The organism is Streptomyces sp. DSM 106670 (assembly GCF_055792845.1).
Genome location: NZ_CM147704.1, coordinates 5,558,793 through 5,581,812 on the forward strand (window position 1 = coordinate 5,558,793; position 23,020 = coordinate 5,581,812).

The following is a 23,020-nucleotide window of genomic DNA, read 5'->3' on the forward strand; positions in this document are numbered from 1 at the left end:
AGAGATGAGGTGGAGTATGGAGGCGGAGAAGGCCTCACAACTCGCGTTCGGACAGAAGGTGTTGGACGCCCAGCCCTTCAGCGTCCTGCTGGGGGCCCGGCTCACCGCCTTCGGCGACGGAGCGGCCGTCCTGGAGCTGGACGTACGCGACGAGCTGCGCCAGCAGAACGGGTTCGTGCACGGCGGCGTCCTCAGCTACGCGGCCGACAACGCCCTCACCTTCGCGGCGGGCGCGGCCGTCGGCCCGTCCGTCCTGACCGCCGGTTTCACCATCGACTATCTGCGCCCGGCACGGGGCGACGTCCTGCGCGCGCGGGCCCAGGTGGTCCGCCCGGGCCGGACCCGGGTCGTCTGCCGCTGCGATCTGCTGATGGTGGACGCGGAGGGGGCGGAAACCCTCTGCGCGGTGGCTCAGGGAACGATCGCCGTCGCGGTGGACCGGGAGCAGGCGGACCGGGAGCAGGCGGACCGGAAGCCGGTGGACCGGGAGTCGCCGGACCGGGGCTGATGCGGTCAGCTCTCGGTCGCCGGGCCTTCGGCCGCCGGGCCGCCCTCCGCCGCCTCCTGGAAGCTCGCGATGGCCTCGCCGTGCGACCTGGCCCAGTCCGTCAGGACGGCGATCGGCTCGACGAGCGTCGTGCCGAGTTCGGTGAGGCTGTACTCGACCCGTGGTGGCGCCTCGGCGTACACGCGGCGCTCGACGAGTCCGTAGCTCTGCAGCCTGCGGAGCGTCTGCGTCAGCACCTTGCGCGAGATTCCGCCGACGAGGCCGACGAGTTCGCCGTGCCGGCACGGCCGGCGGCTGAGCGCGAACAGGACGACGACCGACCACTTGTTCGTGATGATCTCGATGGCCAGCCGCGCCGGACAGTCCGCGAGGAAGACGTTTCCCGCCGAGTCGCGCATGCGCCGAAGGGTACCAAGAGGTACCTATCGGATCAGTAGCGTCCGGGACATGAGTACTTCACACGAGAAGACATACGTCCTCGTCCACGGCGCCTGGCACAGCGGCCGCGCCTGGGACCGCGTGACGCCGCTGCTGAGCCGCGCCGGTCACCGGGTCTTCGCTCCGTCGCTGACCGGCCACGGCGAGAAGGAGCATCTGCTCGGCCCGGAGGTCGGTCTCGACACGCATATCGCCGACATCGTCGGTCTCCTCGTCGAGGAGGACCTGACCGGGGTGACGCTGGTCGGGCACAGCTACGCCGGCATGGTGGTCTCCGCCGTCGCCGACCGGGTGCCGGACCGGATCGCCGGTCTGGTCCACCTCGACGCGATGGTGCCGGCCGACGGTGAGAGCGCACTCGACGTCATGCCGCACACCAGGTACCTGCTCGACCTCGCCGCCTCCTCCGACGCTCCGTGGCGCATCCCTCCGCTGCCGGAAGGGCCGCCGCCGACCGGCCTGTTCGGAGTCACCGATCCGGCGGACCAGGCCTGGCTGCGCACGATGCTCTCGGACGAGTCGGCGCGCTGCTTCCTGGAGCCGGTCCGGCTGGGCAATCCGGCCGCGGACGCCATTCCCCGTACGCACATCCACTGCGTCGGCAGCGAGCCGCCGGGCGTCACGCGCCGTCCTGTTCCCGCCACGCAGCCGAACGGCGCTCCGTCGCAGGTGCGCGAGGTGCGGAGCGGTCATGACTGCATGATCACCGTGCCGGACGAGCTGGCCGAGCTGCTGCTGAAGGCCGACACCAGGTGACCGACACCAGGTGACCGGCACCAGGTGACCGGGCGTCACCGGACACCGTCTCGGGGGTGTCCTCCGGGACGCCCTCCGGGATGTGCGACCTGAGGCGTACCCGTATATGTCTGTAAGTCTCATGTTTCCCTTCGATAGCCACATGAAAATGGAGGAAAGGAATTTTCCCCGGCTCTGAACAGGAGAGAAAATGCGTGGCGTTCTGATCGGTGTGGTGGCCGCGGTGGCAGTGCTCGGCGTGGCGGGCGCGGTGGCCGTGCCCGAGGCCAAGGAGTGGTACGACGGCCGCCACGAGCAGAGCTCGTCCTATGCGACGGGCAAGGAAGCCAAGAAGGAGCGCGAGTCCGTTCCCCGCTGGCTGCCGGACGATGCCGCGTCCGTCGAGTACGCCATGCGGACCACCGGCGGTGAGCGCATCCTGAAGGCCACGCTCCGTGACGACAGTCTCCCCGCGCAGTGCGAACCACTGGGCGGCAAGAACGCCCCGGACCCCGAGATCAGCGCGTCCTGGTTCCCTTCGGGGGCCGCGAGCAGCGCGAAGGGCCGTTGCGGCTCCTACTACGTCTCGCTGAAGGATCACACGCTGTACGCCTGGCAGACGAACGACGACTGGATCGCGGAGAACCGCGGCTCAGCGCAGTAGCGGCCGTACGCACACGGATATAGCGGTTATAGACGTACCGCCTCAGCCGTACTCCTCAGACGCACCGCCTCAGACGTACCGACGAACCCGAGGTCCCCGTGATCGCTTTCGCCCCGACGGCCGTGTTCCTGCTCTGGTTCTGCTGGGGCGTACGGCAGGACCGCCGCCAGTTCCGTAACGCGGTGCTGCTCGGCCTGACCGTGCTGAGCCTGTCGTTCGCCCTGCTGACGCAGGTGGACCGGCTGCCGAACAACCTGGCCGTGCTGGTGTACGCGCTGGTCTTCCTGGTGCCCGTGCTCGCGATCGTGGTCCTCGGCGGGTTCCTCGTGGTCAACGGCCTCACCATGGTCCGCAAGGAGGGCCGCCGCCCCGCCAACCTCCTCTCGGGCCTGGCCGGGATCGGCATCTTCGCCGTTCTGGCGCTCGTGGTCAGCGCCGACTACCTCGGCGGCTCGGACGCGTACCGCTCCTTCATCCTGGCCGTCGTGCTGATCACCGGCTATGTCGCCTTCCTCTTCCTCTGCTTCCTCGTCTACGCCTTCCTGTACGGCCGCATCCAGGTGCGCGGCGACGTGGACTTCGTGGTGATGCTGGGATCGGGCCTCATCGGCGGCGAGCGCGTGCCCCCGCTGCTCGCCTCGCGCCTGCGCTCCGGACTCCGTGTCCAGGAGCAGCAGACGGCCCGGGGCGGACCGGCTCCGGTCCTGCTGGTCTCCGGTGGTCAGGGCCCGGACGAGAAGCTGCCGGAGGCCGAGGCGATGGGCCGCTGGCTGGTGGCCGAGGGTGCGGACCCGGACCTCGTCCTGGAGGAGAACCGTTCCCGTACGACGACGGAGAACCTGCGCTTCAGCCGGAGCCTGATGGAGGCGGCCGACGAGGGGTACGTCTGCGTCGTGGTGACCAACAACTTCCACGCGTTCCGCGCCGCGATGACCGCCCGCAAGGAGGGCGTGCGCGGCCAGGTGATCGGCTCGCCCACCGCCGCGTACTTCTGGCCGAGCGCGACGATCCGGGAGTTCGTCGCGGTGTTCTGGGAGCACCGGATCGTCAACGGCGCTCTGTGCGTCCTGCTGGCGGCGCTGGCCGTGGTGGTGGGGATGGGCTGGTAGGCGGCCGGAGTTCCGGTCGGCCGTTGCCCGTGCCAGCGCCGCCCGGACGCCCGCCCACCCGGTATCCGCGCCGAGCGCTACCGGAGACCGGCCTCGGCGGCCACGGTCGCCGCGGCGGCCCGGGACGTGACGCCGAGCTTGCGGTAGATCCTGCTCGTGTGGAACTTGACGGTGTTCTCGCTGATGCCCATCCGGGCCGCGATCTGGCGGTTGCGCTCACCGGCCGTGAGCAGCCGCAGCACCTCGATCTCCCGTGGCCGCAGGCCCCAGGACCCGGGAAGCTGTTCGAGGGACTGCGAGGCGTCCAGCGGCAACCGCACCTCCACCCGGGAACCCCAGTTGTCGATCGCCTCCAGGTCGAGCAGGCCGCCGAGCGACGCGGCACGGGCGACAAGCTGGCGCACCGCCGGAAGCTCGCGGTTCAGGCGGCCGGGGCCGTCGTCGCGTACCGACACGAGCAGGTTCGTCCCGTCACAGTTCCACTGGACCCTGACCCTGGTCACCTCCTCCTGCTCCCGCATCAGCAGTACGGTGCTGCGCACGATGGCCCGCGCGGCGTGTGCCACCTCGCCCGGCAGGGCGCGGCCGTCGGAGGGCGGCTCGACGAACTGGATCTGCAGTGACTGGTAGCGGCTCAGTGGGCTCAGGTCGCTCCGGAGGCGTTCGAAGGCGGTGACGACCGGTTCCTCGGCGATGGAGACCACGAGGTCGCCGCCGGTCCGGGTCCGGATGAGCGCGTCGGCGGCGAGATCGATGGCCCGTGCCCGGGCGGTCGCGTCGTCGAGCTTTCTGCCGCGGAGCACGGCCAGGAGGGATTCGAGGTCGGTGCTGTGGCGGTCCGTCAGCTCGGCGGTCACCTCCAGCCGCTCTTGGGTGGCGGCACGGGACTCACGCAGGTAGTCGGGACGCGCCTCGGCCACGAGGTGGGCGATACAGGCGGCTGCCACGTCCCACAGGGCGCGCGTGTGCGCCAGGCCGTCGGCGACCACCGGGTCACGGGGCCCGCAGAGGACGAGGAGCGCTCCGGTGTCGGCTCCGAGCAGGGCGACCGGCCTCGTCCGGCCACCGAGCACCGCCTCACCGGTCCACAGCCCCGGGGAGGCCCCGTCCCGCAGCGAGTCCAGCTCGGAGATCGTCACCCCCTCGGTGATCAGCGGGTCGCCGGCCTTCTTCCTGGGCCGGCCGGTGCACTCCTTGGTGAAGATCACCAGCGCGTCGTGCGGCCACACCTCCCGCAGGGCCGTGTGCAGGCGATCGGCCACGTCCCGGAGGCCCGCCGTCGCCACGGAGGCCATATGGGAAGCGAGGTCGGCACCGGGGAGAGCGGGCAGTGAGTCGGACATATGCCGACGGTAATCCCGGAGGGCTCCGATGAGCTACCCGAACGGGTAGGTGAAATGCCACATTGGTTGGCTGCCGATCCCCGATTCGGTAGGCAGGCTGGAGGTACGAGCGTCGCGCGGGCGGTTCCGCCCGTGCCGGTGGTCGACCTCTCACCACGGAAAGCAGGGAAACGGCATGTCGCAGCAAGTCCAGGCGGTCATCGCGCCGGGGAAGAACGAGCCGGTCAGGGTCGAGACGATCGTGATCCCGGATCCCGGTCCCGGTGAGGCCGTCGTGAAGATCCAGGCGTGCGGTGTCTGTCATACCGACCTGCATTACAAGCAGGGTGGTATCAACGACGAGTTCCCCTTCCTTCTCGGTCATGAGGCGGCGGGTGTCGTGGAGTCGGTCGGCGAGGGCGTCACGGACGTGACCCCCGGTGACTTCGTCATTCTCAACTGGCGTGCGGTGTGCGGTCAGTGTCGTGCGTGTCTGCGCGGCCGTCCCTGGTACTGCTTCGACACGCACAACGCGAAGCAGAGGATGACGCTGCTGGACGGTACGGAGCTGTCGCCCGCTCTCGGTATCGGCGCTTTCGCGGAGAAGACTCTCGTGGCTTCCGGGCAGTGCACCAAGGTCGACCCGGAGGTCGCTCCCGAGGTCGCCGGACTTCTGGGCTGCGGTGTCATGGCGGGCATCGGTGCCGCGATCAACACCGGTCAGGTCGGCCGCGGTGACTCGGTCGCGGTCATCGGCTGCGGCGGTGTCGGTGACGCGGCCGTCGCCGGTGCCCGGCTGGCCGGAGCGGCGAAGATCATCGCGGTGGACATCGACGACCGCAAGCTGGAGACGGCGAAGAAGATGGGGGCCACCCACACCGTCAACTCCCGTACCACCGACCCGGTCGAGGCGATCCGCGCGCTCACCGGCGGCAACGGCGCCGATGTCGTCATCGAGGCCGTCGGCCGCCCGGAGACCTATCAGCAGGCCTTCTACGCCCGTGACCTGGCCGGCACGGTCGTCCTCGTCGGCGTTCCCACCCCGGACATGAAGCTGGAGCTGCCGCTCCTGGACGTCTTCGGCCGCGGTGGCTCGCTCAAGTCCTCCTGGTACGGCGACTGCCTGCCCTCCCGCGACTTCCCGATGCTCGTCGACCTCCACCAGCAGGGCCGCCTCGACCTCGCCGCGTTCGTCACCGAGACGATCGGGCTCGGCGACATCGAGCAGGCCTTCGCCCGGATGCACGACGGCACCGTCCTGCGCTCGGTGGTGGTCTTCTGATGGCCGCCCGTATCGACCACCTGGTCACCTCCGGCACCTTCGCCCTCGACGGCGGCGAGTGGGACGTCGACAACAACGTCTGGCTTGTCGGCGACGACACCGAGGCGATCGTCATCGACGCCGCCCACGACCCGGCCGCCATCGAGGCCGCACTCGGCGGCCGGACACTGCGCGCCATCGTCTGCACCCACGCGCACAACGACCACATCGACGCCGCCCCCGCCCTCGCCGCGGCCACCGGCGCCCCGATCCTGCTCCACCCCGACGACCTGCCGCTCTGGCAGCAGACCCACCCCGAGCACACCCCCGACGGGCCCCTGACCGACGGCCAGGAGCTGACCGTGGCGGGCACCACGCTCACGGTCCTGCACACCCCGGGCCACGCCCCCGGCGCGGTCTGCCTCTACGCCCCGGGGCTGGGGACGGTCTTCACCGGTGACACGCTCTTCCAGGGCGGCCCCGGCGCCACCGGCCGGTCCTTCTCGTCGTTCCCCACGATCATCGACTCGATCCGCGACCGGTTGTTGACGCTCCCGGGCGACACGGCGGTCCGTACCGGCCACGGCGACCCGACCACCATCGGCGCGGAGGCCCCGCAGCTCGACGACTGGATCAAACGCGGCCACTGAGCACAACGGCGTACGGGGCCTGCGGTCAGCTGACCGCAGGCCCCGTACGTCAGTGGAGCGCCGTGACGTCAGATGCCGCAGCTGGGCGCGGACCAGAAGCGGCCGCTGCCTCCGGCGACGTGGGTGTGGTCGTTGTGGCCCGGGTAGCCCGGGCCGAGGATCTCGGTGAAGCCGTGGTTGCGCGCGGCCTGGGCGAGGGCGCAGAAGCCCTGCGGCCCGGCGCCGAGGTCGGCCGCGTGGCCGTACATGTGCCGGCTGTTGGCGGCCCCGCCGACCGCGCTGTTGCAGGACACGCTGCGGAAGCCGCCGTTGACGGTGATGGGCCGGTCGCCCATCGCGTGCCGCATGGCCTGGAGCTTCCACATGGTGACCAGGGCGTTGGCGCGCGCGGTGGCGGCGCTGACCTTGCCGCCGGACCAGTCGGAGTTGCAGCGGTTCAGCTCGGCGTAGGTGAAGTTGACCGGGGTGCAGTCGTTGTCCTGGAGCTGGTAAATCTTGTTGAACGTCTGGGCGCCCGCGATGCCGTCGGCGGCCAGACCGTACGCGGCCTGGAAGCGCGTCACGGCCGCCTTGGTGGCCGGGCCGAACACTCCGTCGATGGCGATCTGGTTTCCGGTGCCCGGATAACCGGCGACCCGGATCTGGAGCTGCCGTACCGCTTCACCGCTGGAACCCTCCCGGAGCGTGCCGCTCCAGGTGTAACAGGCGTCGGCCGTACCGACGTTGCCGGAGGGCGCGGATTCGGGGGCGGCGGTCGCGGTGGCGGTGGTGCCGCCGAGCACGAGTGCCGCGCCCGCGAGGGTGGCGAGCAGGAATCCGATGGGGCGTGATCGCATGAGGGTGCACCTCTTCGTCGTCAGGCAGTCCACTGGAACGGGGGGTTCCGAGCCTGTTGCGCTGTCCCTGTAGGTGTCAAGCGCATGACAACTATGTGCAAGGAGGCCGTCCGCCTGCGCGGTTGGGGGTCCGGGCGGGGCGTGAGTTGTCCGCAACCTGCCAGCCGCCGGGCGGATGGACGGGGCGCGGCGGTGGTTGACTCGTACGCCCGTAGCTTGCCCCCCACCAACAGACACATGTCGGGAGCCCCCGTGCGTCTTCGAACCGCCGCCCGTCACGTCCTCGCGACCGCACTGCTCGCCTCCGTCTCCCTGCTGGCCGCCCCCACGGCTCACGGGCAGGAGGCCTCCCAGTCGCAGGCTCGGCCGCTGGCCGCCGCCACCATCTCCGTGTATCCGCCGATCCAGGGCGCCTCCATCTGGGACCGCTTCGGTCAGACTCCGCCCTCCTCCCACCACCGCGTCTTCTCCAACTGGGGCTACCTCAACGACTGGGCGGTGGACATCTATCAGAACCCCGGAGCGACGGTGGTCTCCCCGTTCGGCAGCAAGACCTCGGCGGGCAGTCCCGTGACCGTACGGGTGGTCACGGTCACCCCCGGCTGCGCCACCGGGAACCTCGCCGACGGCGGCTGGCGTATCGGCCTGGAGGCCCGTGACGATTCCACGGGTACGGTCGTGGGCCGCGCCGATGTCATGCACGTCGACCAGAAGCCCGGATCGATCGCGGTGGGCGCCACCGTGGGCCCCTGGACCCGGCTGGGGCAGACCGGCAGGTTCCGCTACTCCTCCTGCTACCAGGTCAACGGCGACACGGGGGCTCACATTCACCTCGAAGTGATCAACCGGACCAAGTACTCCTGCTACATCGCGCGCTCGGCGGGCGCCGGCCTCGGGGACGAGACCGTGATCGGACGCGTCGGCACGGTCAACTCGGGTCCGCAGCAGGCCTGCTGAGCGACGGGTTCGGCCAAGGCCGGTCAGTTCGTGCTTCCGGCGATACGTGTTGTACGGGCGCGGCATCGTGTCTCGTAACGACGTGGGCGGAAAGCGGGGAATTCCGGCAGGCGGGAGTCCGGGAATTCCGCTGGGGTTGCCTCTCCTCGCTGTGCGAACGCTCACAGTATTGTCGCGGTTGAGGCGATGACCGGCTCCGGATAGGGTCGGGAGCTGCCGCGCGCGATGCTGACCACATCGCCGTCACGTGGCTCATCAGCAGGAGAAGGACACGGGGGAATGAAAGTGTGCACTGCCATGTGCCGTTTCCGGGTGACGTCCGGTAATTCGCTGCGGAACGCCGCGAGTTCTTCCGTCGTCCGTCACAGGAAAGGCGTGTTTCGAGCATGGTGAATATCCCGGGGACGACCGCTGCGAACAGTGAGGTGAAAAGCCTTCCGTTCACGGTGGTACTCGTCGTGTCGGTCGTCGTGGTCTTCGTGTGCGCGGAGTCGCTCGACTTTCCGTGGTGGCTGCGCCTGATCACGGTCATGGGCGTCATGACGGTCCTGGAAGCCGCCAACCAGGCGGTGGGCCGCGCTCGCGCCAGGAGGAAGGCCGCTGCTCCGGAGTCCTGACCGGCTCCGGACCCGCTCCGGACGTCGAGCGGTCCACGCTGCGCGACGCCGCCGCATGGGTCCAACTCCGGGCCGTCAGGGCCGGGGCGTCTCCTGCCGGATCGCTCAGGAGCTCGCGTCCGGAACCGGGCGGTCAAGCGTCCGCTGCATCAGCAAGGTGTCGACCCAGCGGTCGTGCTTGTAGCCGACGGCGGCCAGCCGGCCCGCGTCCGTGAAGCCGTGACGGCGGTGCAGCGCGGCCGAGGCGTCCGTGCCCGCGTCGGCGATGACGGCGATCATCTGACGTACGTGCGTCCCGGTGCAGGCGGCCAGCAAGGCCTTCAGCAGCGCTCCGCCGAGACCCCGGCCCGTGCGGTCGGGGGCGAGGTAGATCGAGTTCTCCACGGTGTTCCGGTAGGCGGGCTTGGGACGCCAAGGAGCCGCGTACGCGTAGCCCACGACCTCGCCGGACAGTTCGGCGACCAGGAACGGCAGGTTGCGGGCCGCGAGGTCGTCGAGGCGCTGGTGCCAGGCGGCTACCGGCGGAGGGTTCTCCTCGAAGGTGATCACGGTGTGGCGGACGTAGTACGTGTAGATCTCGGCGACGGCACTCAGGTCGGCCGGGACGGCCGGGCGGATCACCGGCTCCATGACGGTCACACCGGGAGTGTAGGCCGGGCCCCTGACAGCGGGACGCCCCACCGTGCGCGGGGGCGCGGTGGGGCGTAGCCGGAAGCGGTGGCGGCGGTGCGGGTCAGGCGGTGACGTCGAAGCCCCCGGCCTTGACGCCCGCCACGAAGGAGGCGAACGCGGCGGCGCGGACGGTGAGGGCCGGGCCGCCGGGGTTCTTGGAGTCGCGTACGGGGACGATGCCGGTGGCGGACGCGGTGCGCGGGGCCCACTCGACGCAGGTGCCGCCGTTGTCGCTGTAGGAGGACTTGACCCACTGCGGGGTCGTGGAACAGGTCGTCATCGATGGGCCGCCCCTTCGTTGCTGTTCGGTCGTGGCTGCGGTGGGTGTTACAGCTCGCCTGACGTGATACCCGCGATGAACGTCCTGAACGCGGCGGCGCGGACGGTGAGGGCCGGGCCGCCGGGGTTCTTGGAGTCGCGTACGGGGACGATGCCGGTGGTGGAGGCGGTGCGCGGGGCCCATTCGACGCACGAACCGCTGTTGCTGTAAGAGGACTTGACCCACTGCGGGGTCGTGGATTCGGTCGTCACAGGGTGCCCTTTCAATGCTGGTGGATCATGTCCACGGTATCTGTCTGCGACAGAGACACAGCCTGCAACTGATGGTAGGCCCTCACCATCGGGATGACAGAGCTGAGTTCGCGGTCCAGATGCCCCTGCGTCTCGGACTCGACGTAGGAGACCGCGGACCGGTCCTGGAGCGTCAGCAGATTCACCAGCCGATCGAAGGGGCGCTGCTCACCGACACTGAAAGGTGCGATCTGCAGCATGGTGTGGGACTGCGCGGCGAAGTCGACCAGATGCTGCAACTGGGCGTCCATCACGGCAGGACTGCCGATCGGCCGGCGGATGCAGCTTTCGTCCAGCACCGCGATCAGCATCGGCGGCACGGTCCGTAACAGTGCGCCCTGCCGCTCCATGAGCAACGAGACGCGATGATCGGCCTGTTCGGGCGTCATGACTCCTCGGTCGACCGCCCCGCGTGCCAGCGCCTCCGCGTACTCCCGGGTCTGCAACAGTCCCGGGATGACGCCCACCTCGAACAGCCGGATCTCCGCCGCCCGGCCCTCCAGCGCCACGTACTCCGGGAAGCCCTGCAACAGCACCCCGTGCTTGATCTTGCGCCACTCGCGCTCGAACGAATCAGCGGTTCCCGTAAAGCTCATCGCCACGTCAACGGCGATCGAGAACTTGCGAGTTGGGGACTTGTGGCACAATTCCACGCCGGAAACGTGCCGCCCCGTGTAACCGATGCGCGCGCCGAGATCGTCCTGCTTCCAGCCCCGTGCTTCGCGCTCCCTCCGCAGACGTGCTCCGTAGGCAGCCTCCGGGCCCCCGTCAGGGTTCACTTCTTTACGGTTGACCAACGTATCCCCCAGATCCGAAACGTTGAAGACATCTCCACGCTAGGCCACGCTGAGTCGCCCCGGTAGTCGTTCGGCTACAGAGAGGAGCGAACGGTGTACGGCGAGAACGCCAGCCCGATTACGGAGTGGCCCCCACAAGTCCCGTCCCCCGGGGCTCTCCTCGCGGACACCAGTCGCGGTGACCGCGTGGGGGAGTTCCAGGGCGTCGCCGGGCCGTACTGGTCCCTCCGGCCGGTCGGCGGCGGGCGCGAGTGGGAGGTCGAACCTCGCTACGTCCGGCCCGCGTTGCTCATGGAGCAGTTACGGGCCCGTACGGCACGGCTCAACGCCCGGAGCCGGGGAGAAGTGCTGTGAGGGCGGCCGTACCGGTCGACGGCGGGCGGGGGTGCGCCGCATGAGGAATCAGGACTACGTCGCGGCCGTCACGGTCAAGGCCGGCGGCCGGGCCCTCCGGCTCGGCGGGGTCGCGCTGCCGAACCGTCGGCTCGTCCTTCGCTGGCTCCGGCGGCAGGCCCTGCGGCTGGCGGACGGGCACGGGCGGTACCTGCTCCCGGCCGCCCCGTGGCTCGGGGCGCGGGACGTCCGGCCGGTCGCCTTCCACGGCTCCGACGCCCCCGAGGCGCTCCGGGCGTGGGCGGGCGACCACGGCAGCCAGGACCACGCCATGAACGCGCTGGAATCAGGTCGGCCCGCCCTGCTCACCGTGGTCGACCCCTTCGTAGGGCTGCGCGTCACCCTCGGCGCGTGGCCCGTGGACCTGTGCGGGTGGGCGGCGGAAGCCTCGGCGAACCACGAGGTCCCGCCCCGTACGGAAGGGGGCTGACCGGATGCTGCAGTGCACCGCCGTGACCCAAGTCCCGTACCCGGAAACGCTGCTGGCGCTCGCCACCATGGAGGGCGGGCCCACGCATCCGCCCGACATCGTGGAGCCGGAGGACTTCGTCCTGTGCGAGCTGGGCGACCACGACGAGTCGGCCGAGCACGCCGCGCACCTGTGGACGGCGGACACCTCGGACGACCGGGACCTGTGGTTCCTCTGGTCGGGGACCGGAGCCCACCGCGTCCACCGGCTCGACACGCTGCCCCTGTGCCCCGCCGTGCTCCGCGAGCTGGCGACCCGCGCGGTGACCCTGTGCGCGTACTTCGACCACCATCCCGGGCCGCACTCCTTCTCGGTGACCGACCCGCTCGGCGACCTCATCGCCGAACACGTCCACAGCGAGGTCCGGCGACTCGTCTCGGAGGACGAGGCTCCCGGCACGCCCGACACATCTGGCACGCCCGACGCACCTGACGTACCCGACGTTCCCGATACCGACGCGCCCTGACGGCGACCGGAGGACTCCCGCCCCATGAACCAGTGCACCGCCGTAACCCTGCTGCCGCCCCCGGAGTTCGTGATCCGGCTCGCCGCTCCCGGCGACCGTCGCCCGGAGGCCGGGTACCTCCTCTGCGAGCTGGCCGCCGAGCACGACGGCGACCACGCGATGGCGTTATGGGACGACGACGCGAACCACACCGCCGTCTGGGCCCGTTGGAGAGGCGAGCGGGCGACCCTGGCGGAGCTGGCCTGGTGCGGTGCGGTCGACCCCCGGGGCGAGGACGCGTGCGGGCTGTACGTCGACCACCCCTCCGCCCACGACTGGGACATCGTCGATCCGACGCTCGCGGCGGTGGACGCCGAACTCGCGCGGGAGCACCCGCATCTCGCACCGCGTGACGGCATGTGACGATTCGTAATGAGTGGTAACAGCATGTGATGAAAGGTGAGGGTGTATGACCAAGGTGCCAGGTGCCACCGTGTCCGGGATTCCCTCGCTTTCGCGTGGCGGTCAGGTCGATACCCCTGCTGCCCGCGCCAGGGTGCGCGCCGCGCGCCGGTGAGGTTGGTTCGGGGTACGGGGCTTGCCTGAGCGGGGACCGAAGCGGTTCCCGGGCACGCCGAACCGTGGAGGGATGGGCTGCTATGCGAGCATCGGTCGTCACCGCCAGTGCTGCCTTCGCCACCGCCGCTTCCGTGCTGATGGCGGGGCAGGCGAGTGCCGAGCCGGTGGGCAGGCTCGAACTGAGCCCTTCCACCGTACGGGCGGGGGCAACGGTTTATGCGACCACGACGGCGTGCGGGGACGAGATGTCCGCTACGGGGGCCAGTAGTGCCAGCCCTGAAGGCAATGTCATGTTCAAGCTCGGGCCCGCCGCGGACAGCCCGTCCCTGCAGGGCGAGTTCACCGTGCCCTCGCGTACCGAGCCCGGCGACTACGACGTGAGCATCGTCTGCGAGGGAGGCCAGAAGGCGTACGCGCGCCTCACGGTGACCCGCACCCCCCACGGTCACGTCAGGACCGGCGTCGGAGGGTCCGTCACCTCCCAGGTGGGCACGGGGTACGCCCTCGCCGGCGCGGCCCTCATCGGCGGGGCCGGTCTCTACGCCTGGCGCCATCGGCGTAAGCCCCGCGCTCAGGAGGGGTGACCCGTTACGTAGTGGGCGGGGCCCGGCAGTCGCCTGCCGGGCCCCGCCCTTCTGGTGTCGCCGATCGAACTCAGGGAAGGACTCCGGCCTCCGGCGCGGCCGACCGGTCGGAAGTGCGGCGGGCGCGGCGCAGGCTCCACAGGGCGCACAGGATCACGGCGGCCAGGACGACGACGGCGGCGACGGTCTGCCCCGCGCCCGCGCTGCTGGAGGTCCCCTCTTCAGGGCTGAACAGACTCGGGATGAAGTTCCACGTGGTGTGGAAGGCGCAGGTGCGCCAGATGCCGCCGTCCGCGGTCGCCCACACCGCCAGGGCCACGCCGAGCAGGAACGTCATCAGCACATAGGAGGCCGAGGCCCCTTGGTTGAACATGTGCGCGCACCCGAACAGCGCCGAACTGCCCAGAACGCCCGCCACGGTTCCCCAGCGACGGCTCAGGACGGGAAGGAGGTATCCACGGAAGAGGACCTCCTCCGTGGAGGACTGGACGGCGACTCCGAGCAGCAGCAGCGCTCCCATGGCCAGGGAGGCGGATGTGCCGTCCCCGGCCTCCCCGTCCGGTCCGTCTCCCGCCATGATCCCGGTCACCGTATTGAGCACGAGGAAGAAGGCGGCGGCGGTCACGGCACCGAGCGCGATCTTGCGCAGGCGGTGCCGGCCACCGAAGCACAGGCCGAGGAGACTTCGGCCGTCGTTGACCCTCACCCAGATCGAGAGCAGGACCAGAGCCGGGAGGAAGGCCGCGATGGACCACAGGGCGATCTCCCGGTGTGTGCCGGACTCGATCCCCGCTTCCCGTACGAAGAGGTGCCCGACAGTCAGACCGACGATCAAGGACGCCGCCACGGCCAGGACTGCCGCGAGCCCGGAACCCTCCGGTGCCGCCGTACCGGAACTGTTCGTGGTCCGTCCGGAATCTTCCCGCCTCATCCACCCACTCCTTCGATCGGCACGTTGTTGCTCCGATCAACCTCTCTCCGGCGTCCGGGCCGCGCGCGTCCGGGGCGGAGGGACTGCTCCATACGGAGGAACCGGTCAGCCGTCGTGGGGCCGCCCGGACCGCTTCCCCGCCTGAGGCCGCTGGAGGCGGCGCGTGTTGCCCACCCGCATGACATGGCGTCAGAAATGATGGCCGCATGCCTGAGCACCCGCGGAAAGACGACGACCACGGCAGACGCGCCCGTCGGCGCCGCCTCGCCCCGATGGCCGGACGTGACCCCGAGGAGGACGGCCGGGTCTCCTCACCGCTGGAGCTGCTGTTCGACCTGACCTTCGTCGTCGCGGTCGGTACGGCGTCCTCCCAGTTCGCGGAGCTTCTGGCCGAGGGACACCTGGGGCACGCGGTCATCGCGTTCGTCATGGCGATGTTCGCGATCAGCGTCGCCTGGATCAGCTTCAGCTGGTTCGCCTCGGCCTTCGCCACCGACGACTGGCTCTACCGGGTCCTGACGATGGTCCAGATGATCGGGGTCGTCGTCTTCTCGCTCGGCCTCCCGGCGATGTTCCACTCCGTCGACGAGGGCGGCCACCTCGAACTGCGGGCGATGGTCGCGGGGTACGTCGTGATGCGGATCGCGATGGTGCTCCAGTGGGCGCGTGCCGCCAGGGAGGCCCCCGAGTACCGGGGCGTGTGTCTGGCCAACATCCGCTGGACGGTGGTCGCCCAGATCGGATGGGTCGTCCTGGCCTTCGTAGGACTGCCGGTCTACGCCGTGTTCGCCGCGTTCGTCGTCCTCGGCGCACTGGAACTGGCCCTGCCGGCCTTCGCCCAGGGGGCCGCGGGCGGCACGCCGTGGCACCCGCACCACATGGCCGAGCGGTACAGCCTCTTCGCGATCATCGTGCTCGGGGAGAGCGTGGTCGGCACGGTCGCCTCCTCGGGCGAACTGCTCGGCGGGGCCGACGGCACGGCCTGGACCGGGAACGCGATCGCCGTCGTGGTCGCGGGGGTCGGCCTGACCTTCGGCATGTGGTGGGTCTACTTCACGACCCCGTTCGGCGAAGTCCTGGAGCGCCGCCGCAACCGCGGCTACCTCTTCGGCTACGGCCACATCCCGCTGTTCATCGGCGTGGCCGGAGCCGGGTCCGGACTGCACGTGGCGGGCCTCTACCTGGAACACCACACGGAGATCCCCGAGACGACGGTCGTCCTCGCCCTGGCCCTCCCGGTGGCCCTCTATCTCCTGGTGGTCTACCTGCTGCACACCCTGCTGCTCTCGGCGGCCGACCGCTTCCACCTGCTCCTGATCGCACTGACCCTGGCGGTCCTGCTGGCCGGCTGCCTGCTGGCCGTGACGGGAGCGCCGTTGGCGGTATGCCTGATCGTCGTGATGCTCGCGCCCTTCGTGACCGTGATCGGTTACGAGACTCTCGGGCGCGAGCATCAGCGGCGCATGCTGGAGGGGATCGGGGTGGGGTAGGGCCCGCTCAGGCATCCGCCGCTCTGTCGGCCGGGTCGCTCAACAGCAGGGTGATGCCACACAGGCCGCCCAGCAGCCAGGCGACCAGCATCCACGTCCCCGAGCCGAGGGCGAGCAGCGCGGCGAAGGCGACCAACGACGCCGTGACACCGGCGACCGCCGTGCGCCGCAGGCCGCTGCCGGCGTCCCACTGGCGGCGCAGGAAGCCGGACCGCCGCCAGGTGCTCCAGAGGGTGACACCGACGATCACGGCTTCCACCGCGACGAACCCGGCGGGAACCGGCGGCAGGCTGAGCGCTTCCGCCTCGCCGCGCCACAGCTCCAGGAGTCCGGTGACCAGGACGATCGGGCCGACCAGGGCGAACACCCCCGCCACCAGGCGGAAGAAGCCGACGCCGATCACGTGTGCTCCGGACCCGACGAACGGAGTGGCGGCGTGGGAGAACGCGTGGAAACGGTGTGCGGCGCCCCGGAAGTCTGCCGCGACGACCCAGCCCAGCGTTGTTGCGAACGTTCCCCAGACCAGCGAAAACATCGTGTCACCCACCCCCGGAATCTGTCCGGCAGGTGTCTGTGCCGGATACGCCGTCAGGGTAGGGAGGCGTGACCCGCCCCCGGTATGCCGACTTCCGGCAATGTACGGGCCCCGCCGGCTGCCGGGCCGGCCACCAGGCTGCCTGTTCCCAGCGCCTGGCGCCCGGCCCGCCGTATGCCGCACCGGAAGAGGCTGCCCCCACTCGTGACAGCCGCCGCCCTCAGATCGAGAACCGCTCCCGCTCCAGCAGCGGTCGCACCCGGGTCCGGAAACCGCCCGTGCGGAACGGGCGTTGCAGCAGGCCCGGGCGCAACTCCTGGGCGAGAGCGGCGACGACCATGCCCTGGTCCAGGGCGAGCATGAAGTCGCTGACCCGGCCCGTGGACACGTTCACCGAGTCCCGGAAGCCGAGCCCGTCCTCGTACGCCCCGAAGTCCCGCTCCAGCGAACGGAGGTTGGCCACCGCCTCCCGGCGGGCGTACGGCAGGGCCAGGAAGGAGGCGTGCGGGGTGACCACTCCGTTGGTGAACGCCGAGGGCGGGGGCAGGGGTTCGCCGTCCGTGGTGTGGGTGCGGTCGGTGTTGGAGGCGTAGCCGTCGACCGCCATGCCGAGCGCGTCGACCCCGTACTCCTGGTAGCCGTCCTCGGGGACGTTGGCGGGGGAGAAGCCCCAGTAGCCGTACTCCGCCTCGCGCAGGCCGTGGTCGATCTGGCCCCGTACGTAACGCCGGTGCGTCACGCCCCAGGCGCGCGGCGACCACTCCGGCTCCGGCACGAACAGCGGCACCATCAGCGCCTCGAACATCGAGCCGCCCCAGGTGGGGACCACCTTCCGGTCGCGGTGCGTGTAGTGGCCGTTCCATACGCGTACGCCGTCGACCGTGACGTACTCACCGCCCGGCTTCTGCTCCTGCTCGTGCTCCGGCAGCATCGTGCGCAGCAGGTGCCAGTAGTGGTCGCCGGGCAGTGATCCGTCCGCGATGCCCAGGTAACTCGCCATGCGCGGCTCGGTGTTGAGCGCGCCGTAGTGGTGCGGGGTCGGCTCCTCCGTGTCCGTCCAGACGCCGCCGCGCAGCTGGCCGGGGCCCGCCACCGGGTCGGCCGGGTCGTACGGCGTGTAGAAGTACGACCAGTCGGCGGTGGCCAGGATGCGGTGGATGCGCGGTCGCAGCGAGGGCGCGGCGTCGGCCGCGATGCGCAGGCCCGTCACCAGCCAGGCGTTGTCCACCGAGGACAGGAACGGACGCACCGGGTCGCCCGTGCCCGGCCACTGCGTGAGCACCGAACCGTCGTGCGCGTCATACCAGTTGAGCCAGAAGCCGTGGTGGCGCTCCAGCTTCTCGACCGCCGTGACCGTACGGGTCAGGGCCCGGAGCATCGCCCCCTCGCCGATCACGCCCAGACCTGCCGCCGCCACCGTCGACCACAGGCCGCAGCCGATGTTGGTCGGGGAGGTCTGCGGCGACTGGGCGGGGGCTCCGGGGCCGCTGAGGTCGATCTTGTCGGTGACCAGGCCGAAGTCGGTCGTCATCGCCTCGATCGAGCGGTACGTGTCGACGAACCAGTGCTTGAGAAGGCGGGGATCGGCCGGGGCGGCGGCATGCGCGGCCGGGGAGGTGACTGCTCCCAGCGACAGGGCCGCGGCCCCGGTCCCTGCGGCGGTGAGAAACGTGCGACGGTCCATCGGTCCGGCTCCTGGTGGCAGAAGGGGGAAGAGGGGAACAGTGCTCGTGCGGGCGGCTCGGGAGCCGGCGGTCGTCAGGTTCCGCCGGCTCCCGGGCCGGAGGGAGCCGTCAGGTGGCTCCCCGTGTGAGGGGCGTCCCCCGAGTGCCGGGAGACGCCGGAATTACGCTGTCGTGCGCGGGAGTTCGCGGGTGCGGCCCAGCGAGCCCAGCCACTTCGCGGAGTCGCGCGGGGTGCGCTCGAAGGTCTCCCAGTCGATCGCGATCAGACCGAACGTGGCCTTGTAGGTGCCCCACTCGTAGTTGTCCAGCGCGCTCCACGCCAGGTAGCCCCGGATGTCGAGGCCGTCCTCCAGCGCCGAGGCGACCTCGCTCAGAGCGCCCGTGTAGTAGTCGACCCGGCGGCTGTCGTCGGCGGTCGCGATGCCGTTCTCCGTGACGATCAGCGGGACGTCCCCGACCACCTCGGCCGTGTGGCGCAGCGCCTCGCCGACCGCGCCCGGGTAGTACTCCCACGTCGTCAGCGTCCGCTCGACGTCGTCGGCCGCCGGGATCGGTCCGTCCGGGCCGATCCGCGTACGGGTGTAGGACTGCACGCCGATCCAGTCGTCGCCGCGCGCCGCCTCGATGAAGACGTCCTCGCGCGGGTGGCGGTAGGCGGCGGTGACGTCCTCCGCGCCGGGGAGGGCCTGGTAGACCTGGTTGGCGATGGTCCAGCCGACCTGGATGCCCGCGTCCAGGGCCCGGACCTCCTTCACCGCCGCGTGGTGCGCGGCGATGACGGCCGCGGTCGTCTCGTCGTCGGGGGTGGGCAGACCGGCGGGCGGGAAGCTGTTGTCGCCGCGCTTGGCCTGGCCCGCCATCACGGCGATCATGTTCGGCTCGTTGATCGTGCAGACGTGCCGTACGCCTTCGGAGATCACCGGCGCGCAGGCCGCGACGTACCGGGCGAACAGCTCCACCGCGCCCTCGGCGGTCCAGCCGCCGCGCGCCTCGAACCACTGCGGGACGGTGAAGTGGTGCAGGGTCACCATCGGGCGCAGACCGCGCTCGATCGCACCCTCCACCATCCGCCGGTAGTGGGCGAGTTCGGCGCGGGAGAAGTGGCCCTCGACCGGCTCGATGCGGGCCCACTCGATGGAGAAGCGGTAGTCCGTGAAGCCGAGCGAGGCCAGCAGGTCCATGTCCTCGGGCCAGCGGTGGTAGCTGTCGCAGGCGTCCAGGCTCGGCTCCGCGATGTGGGTGCCGGCGGCGTGCTCCTTGACCCACCAGTCGCTGTCGGTGTTGTTGCCCTCGATCTGGTGGGCCGCCGTGGAGGCGCCCCAGAGGAAGCCCTCGGGGAACGGCACGGAAGCCGTCGTCGGCTGGTTCGGGGCAGGGGGGTGCGTCATCGCGACTTGTCTTTCTGGTGGTGGTGTGGGGTGTGGCCGCGCGGTCGTTCAGGGGTGGGGTGCGGCCTCGTTACGTGAGGTCGGGTGGTCCGGGGGTTACTTCATGCCCGCCGTGGCGATGCCCTGGGTGAAGTGCCGTTGCAGGGCGATGAAGACGATCAGCACCGGCAGCACGATCAGGAAGGCCCCGGCCATCAGCATCCCGTTGGAGCCGCCGGCCTTGTTGGGGTCGGTGGCGAAGGTCGCCAGGGCGACGGGGAGGGTGTACTTGTCGGGGTCGTTGGTCGCGATCAGCGGCCAGACGAAGTTGTTCCAGGAGCCCAGGAACGTGAAGATCGACAGGGTCGCGAGGGCGGGCTTCACCAGCGGCATCACGATCCGCCAGAAGATGTACCACTCGCTCGCGCCGTCCATCCGGGCCGCTTCCAGCAGCTCGTCCGGGATCGACTGCATGAACTGCCGCATCAGGAAGACTCCGAAGGCCCCGGCGGCGAACGGCAGCACCAGACCCGCGTAGCTGTCGATCAGCTGGAGCTTGCTCATCAGCACGAACAGCGGCAGCAGCATCAGGTTGCCGGGCACCATCAGCGCGCCGAGCACCAGGCCGAAGATCTTGTTGCGGCCGGCGAACTTCAGCTTCGCCAGGGCGTAGCCGAGCATCGAGCAGAACACCAGGTTCGAGACGGTCACCAGGACCGCCACGATCACCGAGTTCATGAAGTACAGCGGCAGGTCCAGCTTGTCGAGCAGCTGCCGGAAGTTGGTCAGGGTCCACTCGGTGGGGATCCACACGGGCGGGCTGGCCGACAGCTCGCTCTGCGTCTTGAAGGCGGAGAGCCCCATCCAGAGGAAGGGCGCCGACATGACCAGCAGGCCGAGCGAGAGCAGGACGTAGACCAGCGGGCGTGCGGTGCTCCGCTTTCCGGGAGACCGCTTGTCCAGGGTCTTGGCCGGTGCGTTGCTGCTGGTGGCGCTCATTTCGTGTTGTCCTTCAGCAGTCGGAGCTGGAGCACCGTGATGCCCATGATCACCACGAAGAGGACGTACGCCATGGCGCTCGCGTAGCCCATGTGGAAGAAGTTGAACCCTTCGCGGTACATGTTCAGCGAGACCGTGAGGGTCGAGTCGGACGGGCCGCCCTGGGTCATCACGAACGGTTCCTCGAACACGTTGAGGTAGCCGATCGTCGTGATCACCGTGGCGTAGAGGACCGTCGGACGCAGGAGCGGGATCGTGATGGACCGGAACTCCTGCCAGACGCTCGCACCGTCCAGCTTCGCCGCCTCCCGCACCTCGGTGGGGATCGCCTGGAGGCCCGCGATGAACAGCACCATCACCGTGCCGACGTTCCGCCAGACGGCCATGACGATCAGCGAGGGCATCGCCAGCGTCTCGGAGCCGAGGAAGTCCGGTGCGGTCCAGCCCACTTCGGAGAAGAGGCCGGCGATCAGCCCGTCGCTCGGATCGAGCACGAACCGCCAGACGACGGCGACCGCGACGATGGTGGTGACCACCGGGGCGTAGAAGCCGACGCGGAAGAAGGTCCGCGCCCGGTCGATGCCGTTGTTCAGCAGGACGGCGACGACCAGCCCGATCCCGATCGTCAGCGGTACGCCGACGACCACGAAGTACCCCGTGTTGAAGAGGGACTTGAGGAACTTCTCGTCGCCGAAGAGGTTGACGTAGTTCTCGAACCCGATGAACTCCGCCTCCCACGGGCGCGTCACATTGCGCAGCCCGAAGTCGGTGAAGCTCATCGCCAGCGTGGCGAGGATCGGGAACGCCATGAAGACGGCGAACAGCACGAGGAACGGGGTGGAGAACAGCCAGCCCGCCGCGTTCTGCACGCCCAGCGTACGCTTGCGGCGGCCGCCGCCCGCGGGCGCCGGGGACGGTGCGGCCCCGGCCTTCGCGGGCCGCGCGGCCTTCTCGGTCGTGGTGGTCGAGGTGCCCATGGCTACTGCTTCACGAGGCCTTCGATCTCGGACTGCGCCGTCTTCAGCGCGTCCTCGGCGGAAGCCTTGCCCTGCGTCACCTTGGCGATGGCCTGGTCCACCTTGTCGGTGATCTCGGTCCAGTTGGCCAGGGACGGCGAGGACTTGGCGGTGTCCATCTGCTTCTTGAAGGTCTGCAGGTCGGCGTCGTCGGCGAGGACGCCGGACTCCCACGCGGAGGTGTTGGCGGGCAGGTCCTTCGTCCGCTCGTACCAGTCGGACTGGCCCTTCGTGTCGGTCAGGTACTTGATGAACTCGGTGGCCGCCGCCTTGTGTTCGCTGTCCTTGGAGACGACGAGCGAGGAACCGCCGGCCATGGAGGTGGAGGAGGCGTCCGCGGGCACGTTGGCGATGGCCCACTTGCCCTTGATCTGCGGCTGGCCCTCGTTGAGCAGCGTCACGTGCCAGGGGCCGCCGAAGAACATCGGGACCCGGCCGTTGCCGAAGTCCTTCACCACGTCGTAGCCGGGCTGCACGGACTTGTTGGACAGGCCCTTGTCGAAGTAACTGCCGTACTCCTTCAGCGCCTTGACCGCCTCCGGGCTGTCGATGACCGCCTCGCCCTTGTCGTTGACGATCTCGCCGCCCGCCGAGTACAGGAAGGAGTAGAAGTTCTGCACGGTGTCCAGGCCGCTGGGCTGGATGGACAGGCCCCACTTCGTGCCGGCCTTCTTCTGGTACGCGGCGGCCAGGTCCTGGAGCTCCTTCCAGTTCTCCGGAGCCTTGTCGACGCCCGCCTTCTCGGCGAGGTCCGTGCGGTAGTAGAGGACTCGGGTGTCGACGTACCACGGCACGCCGTAGGCGGTGCCGTCCACCTCGCCCTGCTCCCAGCCCGCCGGGAAGAAGTCCTTCTTGTCGAAGACCTTGCCGTCCACCGGCTCCAGCACGCCCAGCTCGGCGAACTCGCCCATGTAGCTCCCGCCCATCTGCGCCACGTCGGGCAGAGTGCCCGCCGCCGCTGCCGAGACGAGCTTCTGGTGGGCGACGTCCCAGCCGATCGGGGTCACCTTGACGGTGATGTTCGGGTTGGCCTTCTCGTAGACCTCGGCCACGTCCGCGAGCTTCTCGCCCTCGGCCCCCATGGCCCACACGGTGAGCGTCTGCTTCTCGTCGGCCGCGACGTCGCCGCCGGAGGAGCCGCAGGCGGAAAGGGTCACGGCGAGCGCGAGCGCTATGCCGGCGGGAGCGGTTCTGGCGATGCGGGACATGGGAGGGCTCCTCCTTGAGCAATCCGGATGCTGCGCTATGTATGCGCTGCCTGTAAGCGCATACATCACTCTGCGCCAGTCGTTCGGGAATCCGCAAGAGGGTGCTGGGTCACACTCGTGCAACGTGCTCGACATCCCGGCGCCTTGTTGTTGAACCGTAAACGCGCTGTTTGTGGAACAACA

28 protein-coding genes are annotated in these 23,020 nt (G+C 69.9%); 14 read left to right on the forward strand and 14 right to left on the reverse strand.

Going from position 1 to position 23,020, the window contains the following annotated elements; all coding sequences use genetic code 11:
- Positions 1-16 precede the first annotated feature (16 nt).
- Positions 17-508: a PaaI family thioesterase gene (locus ACSMXR_RS24725; protein WP_473169946.1), complete on the forward strand. Its 492-nt coding sequence runs from the start codon at positions 17-19 to the stop codon at positions 506-508.
- A gap of 5 nt (positions 509-513) precedes the next feature.
- Here ACSMXR_RS24725 and ACSMXR_RS24730 read toward each other — a convergent pair whose 3' ends face one another.
- Positions 514-906, reverse strand: a complete 393-nt coding sequence (locus tag ACSMXR_RS24730) for a winged helix-turn-helix transcriptional regulator (protein WP_381906418.1) — start codon at positions 904-906, stop codon at positions 514-516.
- A 49-nt stretch (positions 907-955) separates the two neighbouring features.
- Here ACSMXR_RS24730 and ACSMXR_RS24735 point away from each other — a divergent pair, with 49 nt between their 5' ends.
- The 3 genes from ACSMXR_RS24735 (at position 956) to ACSMXR_RS24745 (ending at position 3,454) form a co-directional block, all read left to right on the forward strand.
- Complete coding sequence (locus tag ACSMXR_RS24735; protein WP_381853630.1) at positions 956-1,702, forward strand: alpha/beta hydrolase; 747 nt, start codon at positions 956-958, stop codon at positions 1,700-1,702.
- Between the two features lie 190 nt (positions 1,703-1,892).
- Positions 1,893-2,345, forward strand: coding sequence for a hypothetical protein (locus ACSMXR_RS24740; RefSeq protein WP_137231901.1), 453 nt, complete (start codon positions 1,893-1,895; stop codon positions 2,343-2,345).
- A gap of 98 nt (positions 2,346-2,443) precedes the next feature.
- Complete coding sequence (locus ACSMXR_RS24745; protein ID WP_364886591.1) at positions 2,444-3,454, forward strand: YdcF family protein; 1,011 nt, start codon at positions 2,444-2,446, stop codon at positions 3,452-3,454.
- Positions 3,455-3,531: 77 nt separating this feature from the next.
- Here ACSMXR_RS24745 and ACSMXR_RS24750 read toward each other — a convergent pair whose 3' ends face one another.
- A complete protein-coding gene (locus ACSMXR_RS24750) occupies positions 3,532-4,797 on the reverse strand; it encodes a LuxR C-terminal-related transcriptional regulator (RefSeq protein ID WP_473169947.1) in 1,266 nt (421 codons plus the stop codon).
- A gap of 175 nt (positions 4,798-4,972) precedes the next feature.
- Between ACSMXR_RS24750 and ACSMXR_RS24755 the strand changes: the two genes are divergently transcribed.
- Together ACSMXR_RS24755 and ACSMXR_RS24760 are read left to right on the forward strand one after the other, a co-directional pair.
- On the forward strand, positions 4,973-6,058 hold the full coding sequence (locus tag ACSMXR_RS24755; RefSeq protein WP_473169948.1) for an S-(hydroxymethyl)mycothiol dehydrogenase: 1,086 nt from the start codon (positions 4,973-4,975) through the stop codon (positions 6,056-6,058).
- Complete coding sequence (locus ACSMXR_RS24760; RefSeq protein WP_381853638.1) at positions 6,058-6,687, forward strand: MBL fold metallo-hydrolase; 630 nt, start codon at positions 6,058-6,060, stop codon at positions 6,685-6,687. The genes ACSMXR_RS24755 and ACSMXR_RS24760 overlap by 1 nt, the downstream gene beginning before the upstream one ends.
- 68 nt (positions 6,688-6,755) lie before the next feature.
- Here ACSMXR_RS24760 and ACSMXR_RS24765 read toward each other — a convergent pair whose 3' ends face one another.
- A complete protein-coding gene (locus tag ACSMXR_RS24765) occupies positions 6,756-7,523 on the reverse strand; it encodes a D-Ala-D-Ala carboxypeptidase family metallohydrolase (protein WP_137231896.1) in 768 nt (255 codons plus the stop codon).
- A gap of 252 nt (positions 7,524-7,775) precedes the next feature.
- On the opposite strand from ACSMXR_RS24765, the gene ACSMXR_RS24770 reads away from it, so the two are divergent.
- Entirely contained in the window at positions 7,776-8,480 is a 705-nt protein-coding gene (locus ACSMXR_RS24770; RefSeq protein ID WP_240805890.1) for a hypothetical protein, read from the forward strand.
- A 425-nt stretch (positions 8,481-8,905) separates the two neighbouring features.
- A complete protein-coding gene (locus tag ACSMXR_RS24775; protein WP_364891541.1) occupies positions 8,906-9,097 on the forward strand; it encodes a hypothetical protein in 192 nt (63 codons plus the stop codon).
- Positions 9,098-9,202: 105 nt separating this feature from the next.
- Here the strand turns inward: ACSMXR_RS24775 and ACSMXR_RS24780 are convergent, their stop codons facing one another.
- From ACSMXR_RS24780 to ACSMXR_RS24795, 4 genes are all read right to left on the reverse strand, one after another.
- Entirely contained in the window at positions 9,203-9,736 is a 534-nt protein-coding gene (locus tag ACSMXR_RS24780) for a GNAT family N-acetyltransferase (protein ID WP_473169949.1), read from the reverse strand.
- 94 nt (positions 9,737-9,830) lie between these two features.
- Positions 9,831-10,049, reverse strand: coding sequence for a DUF397 domain-containing protein (locus ACSMXR_RS24785; protein WP_473169950.1), 219 nt, complete (start codon positions 10,047-10,049; stop codon positions 9,831-9,833).
- 47 nt (positions 10,050-10,096) lie between these two features.
- Positions 10,097-10,300 (reverse strand): DUF397 domain-containing protein, encoded by a 204-nt coding sequence (locus ACSMXR_RS24790; RefSeq protein WP_473169951.1) that lies wholly within the window; start codon positions 10,298-10,300, stop codon positions 10,097-10,099.
- An 11-nt stretch (positions 10,301-10,311) separates the two neighbouring features.
- Entirely contained in the window at positions 10,312-11,136 is an 825-nt protein-coding gene (locus tag ACSMXR_RS24795) for a DUF5753 domain-containing protein (RefSeq protein ID WP_473169952.1), read from the reverse strand.
- A 93-nt stretch (positions 11,137-11,229) separates the two neighbouring features.
- On the opposite strand from ACSMXR_RS24795, the gene ACSMXR_RS24800 reads away from it, so the two are divergent.
- The 5 genes from ACSMXR_RS24800 to ACSMXR_RS24820 all read left to right on the forward strand — a co-directional run bounded on the left by ACSMXR_RS24800 (position 11,230) and on the right by ACSMXR_RS24820 (position 13,606).
- On the forward strand, positions 11,230-11,490 hold the full coding sequence (locus tag ACSMXR_RS24800) for a hypothetical protein (RefSeq protein ID WP_364891548.1): 261 nt from the start codon (positions 11,230-11,232) through the stop codon (positions 11,488-11,490).
- Between the two features lie 40 nt (positions 11,491-11,530).
- A complete protein-coding gene (locus ACSMXR_RS24805; protein ID WP_473169953.1) occupies positions 11,531-11,959 on the forward strand; it encodes a hypothetical protein in 429 nt (142 codons plus the stop codon).
- A gap of 4 nt (positions 11,960-11,963) precedes the next feature.
- Complete coding sequence (locus ACSMXR_RS24810) at positions 11,964-12,464, forward strand: hypothetical protein (protein WP_381853656.1); 501 nt, start codon at positions 11,964-11,966, stop codon at positions 12,462-12,464.
- Positions 12,465-12,488: 24 nt separating this feature from the next.
- Positions 12,489-12,866 (forward strand): hypothetical protein, encoded by a 378-nt coding sequence (locus tag ACSMXR_RS24815; RefSeq protein WP_473169954.1) that lies wholly within the window; start codon positions 12,489-12,491, stop codon positions 12,864-12,866.
- Between the two features lie 236 nt (positions 12,867-13,102).
- On the forward strand, positions 13,103-13,606 hold the full coding sequence (locus tag ACSMXR_RS24820; RefSeq protein ID WP_137231887.1) for an LPXTG cell wall anchor domain-containing protein: 504 nt from the start codon (positions 13,103-13,105) through the stop codon (positions 13,604-13,606).
- Between the two features lie 70 nt (positions 13,607-13,676).
- On the opposite strand, the gene ACSMXR_RS24825 is transcribed toward ACSMXR_RS24820, so the two are convergent.
- Positions 13,677-14,537, reverse strand: a complete 861-nt coding sequence (locus ACSMXR_RS24825) for a lysostaphin resistance A-like protein (protein ID WP_473169955.1) — start codon at positions 14,535-14,537, stop codon at positions 13,677-13,679.
- Between the two features lie 272 nt (positions 14,538-14,809).
- On the opposite strand from ACSMXR_RS24825, the gene ACSMXR_RS24830 reads away from it, so the two are divergent.
- Complete coding sequence (locus tag ACSMXR_RS24830; RefSeq protein ID WP_473172444.1) at positions 14,810-16,027, forward strand: low temperature requirement protein A; 1,218 nt, start codon at positions 14,810-14,812, stop codon at positions 16,025-16,027.
- A 7-nt stretch (positions 16,028-16,034) separates the two neighbouring features.
- On the opposite strand, the gene ACSMXR_RS24835 is transcribed toward ACSMXR_RS24830, so the two are convergent.
- The 6 genes from ACSMXR_RS24835 to ACSMXR_RS24860 form a co-directional block, all read right to left on the reverse strand.
- Positions 16,035-16,574, reverse strand: a complete 540-nt coding sequence (locus tag ACSMXR_RS24835; RefSeq protein ID WP_473169956.1) for a hypothetical protein — start codon at positions 16,572-16,574, stop codon at positions 16,035-16,037.
- 208 nt (positions 16,575-16,782) lie between these two features.
- Positions 16,783-18,246 (reverse strand): glucoamylase family protein, encoded by a 1,464-nt coding sequence (locus tag ACSMXR_RS24840; RefSeq protein ID WP_473169957.1) that lies wholly within the window; start codon positions 18,244-18,246, stop codon positions 16,783-16,785.
- Positions 18,247-18,408: 162 nt separating this feature from the next.
- Positions 18,409-19,635, reverse strand: coding sequence for a glycoside hydrolase family 1 protein (locus tag ACSMXR_RS24845; protein WP_473169958.1), 1,227 nt, complete (start codon positions 19,633-19,635; stop codon positions 18,409-18,411).
- 96 nt (positions 19,636-19,731) lie between these two features.
- On the reverse strand, positions 19,732-20,613 hold the full coding sequence (locus ACSMXR_RS24850) for a carbohydrate ABC transporter permease (RefSeq protein WP_218524860.1): 882 nt from the start codon (positions 20,611-20,613) through the stop codon (positions 19,732-19,734).
- The gene (locus tag ACSMXR_RS24855; protein ID WP_137231881.1) at positions 20,610-21,590 is read right to left on the reverse strand and encodes a carbohydrate ABC transporter permease; all 981 of its coding nucleotides are present in this window, start codon (positions 21,588-21,590) and stop codon (positions 20,610-20,612) included. The genes ACSMXR_RS24850 and ACSMXR_RS24855 overlap by 4 nt, the downstream gene beginning before the upstream one ends.
- A 2-nt stretch (positions 21,591-21,592) precedes the next feature.
- Positions 21,593-22,837 carry a sugar ABC transporter substrate-binding protein gene (locus tag ACSMXR_RS24860; protein WP_364891567.1) on the reverse strand — a complete coding sequence of 415 codons (1,245 nt, stop codon included), beginning with the start codon at positions 22,835-22,837 and terminating at the stop codon, positions 21,593-21,595.
- Between the last annotated feature and the right edge of the window lie 183 nt (positions 22,838-23,020).